This is a genomic window from Nonomuraea sp. NPDC004702, from assembly GCF_053601695.1.
The window spans coordinates 1,426-3,163 of record NZ_JBSGCE010000164.1; the positions used below are offsets into that span (position 1 = coordinate 1,426).

Here is a 1,738-nt window from a genome sequence, read left to right on the forward strand (position 1 = left end):
CGGTTGCTGTTTGTTGTTTGAGATTTGCATAGTGGACGCGAGCATCTTTGTGGCCAAGTTTTTTAGGGCACACGGTGGATGCCTTGGCATCAGGAGCCGATGAAGGACGTGGGAGGCTGCGTTAAGCCTCGGGGAGTCGCCAACCAGACGTTGATCCGGGGATGTCCGAATGGGGAAACCCAGCACCAGTCATGTGGTGTTGCCTCCGCCTGAATGTATAGGGCGGTTGGTGGTAACGCGGGGAAGTGAAACATCTCAGTACCCGTAGGAAGAGAAAACAACAGTGATTCCGTGAGTAGTGGTGAGCGAAAGCGGATGAGGCTAAACCGGGCGTGTGTGATAGCCGGCAGGCGTTGCATGTCCGGGGTCGTGGGACCCTCTGGTGGTTTCTGCCGAAGCCACAAGAAGTGATAAACCTTTGAGGTAGTCGAAAGCTCTGGGAAGGGCTGCCGTAGACCGTGAGAGCCGGGTAGGCGAAATCTTGAAGGCTTCTTGAGGGGATCCCAAGTAGCACGGGGCCCGAGAAATCCTGTGTGAATCTGCCAGGACCACCTGGTAAGCCTAAATACTCCCTGATGACCGATAGTGCACGAGTACCGTGAGGGAAAGGTGAAAAGTGCCCCGGTGAGGGGTCGTGAAATAGTACCTGAAACCGTGTGCCTACAAGCCGTAGGAGCGTACAGGAGCTTGTCTTCTGTGTGATGTGACTGCGTGCCTTTTGAAGAATGAGCCTGCGAGTTATGGTGTGTGGCGAGGTTAACCCGTGTGGGGGAGCCGTAGCGAAAGCGAGTCTGAATAGGGCGTTTGAGTCGCATGCTGTAGACCCGAAGCGGAGTGATCTACGCATGGGCAGGTTGAAGCTCAGGTAAGACTGGGTGGAGGACCGAACCCACCAGGGTTGAAAACCTGGGGGATGACCTGTGTGTAGGGGTGAAAGGCCAATCAAACTCCGTGATAGCTGGTTCTCCCCGAAATGCATTTAGGTGCAGCGTCGCGTGTTTCTTGCCGGAGGTAGAGCTACTGGATGGCCGATGGGCCCGACAAGGTTACTGACGTCAGCCAAACTCCGAATGCCGGTAAGTGAGAGCGTGGCAGTGAGACTGCGGGCGATAAGGTTCGTAGTCGAGAGGGAAACAGCCCAGATCACCGACTAAGGCCCCTAAGCGTGTGCTAAGTGGGAAAGGATGTGGAGTCGCAGAGACAACCAGGAGGTTGGCTTAGAAGCAGCCACCCTTGAAAGAGTGCGTAATAGCTCACTGGTCAAGTGATTCTGCGCCGACAATGTAGCGGGGCTCAAGCACACCGCCGAAGTCGTGGCATTCAGTCTTTCGGGGCTGGATGGGTAGGGGAGCGTCGTGCAGCCGGCGAAGCAGCAGAGTGATCTAGTTGTGGAGGCTGTGCGAGTGAGAATGCAGGCATGAGTAGCGAATCGAGGGTGAGAAACCCTCGCGCCGGATGACCAAGGGTTCCTGGGGCAGGCTAATCCGCCCAGGGTAAGTCGGGACCTAAGGCGAGGCCGACAGGCGTAGTCGATGGACAACGGGTTGATATTCCCGTACCCGCTTCAACGCGCCCATATCGAACCTCGTGATGCTAAGAGTCCTTAACTCGCCTAAAGCCTTCGGGCTTGGGGTCAGAGTGAACGCTCGATCCGATCGGGTAGTAGGTAAGCGATGGGGTGACGCAGGAAGGTAGTCCAGCCCAGGCGATGGTAGTCCTGGGGTAAGCATGTAGGGCG

General features: G+C 56.5%; 1 rRNA gene (cut by a window edge). It reads left to right on the top strand.

The features are described from left to right. The first annotated feature begins 51 nt into the window (after positions 1-51). Positions 52-1,738, top strand: a 23S ribosomal RNA gene (locus tag ACWEJ6_RS54260); it runs 1,448 nt beyond the window's last position.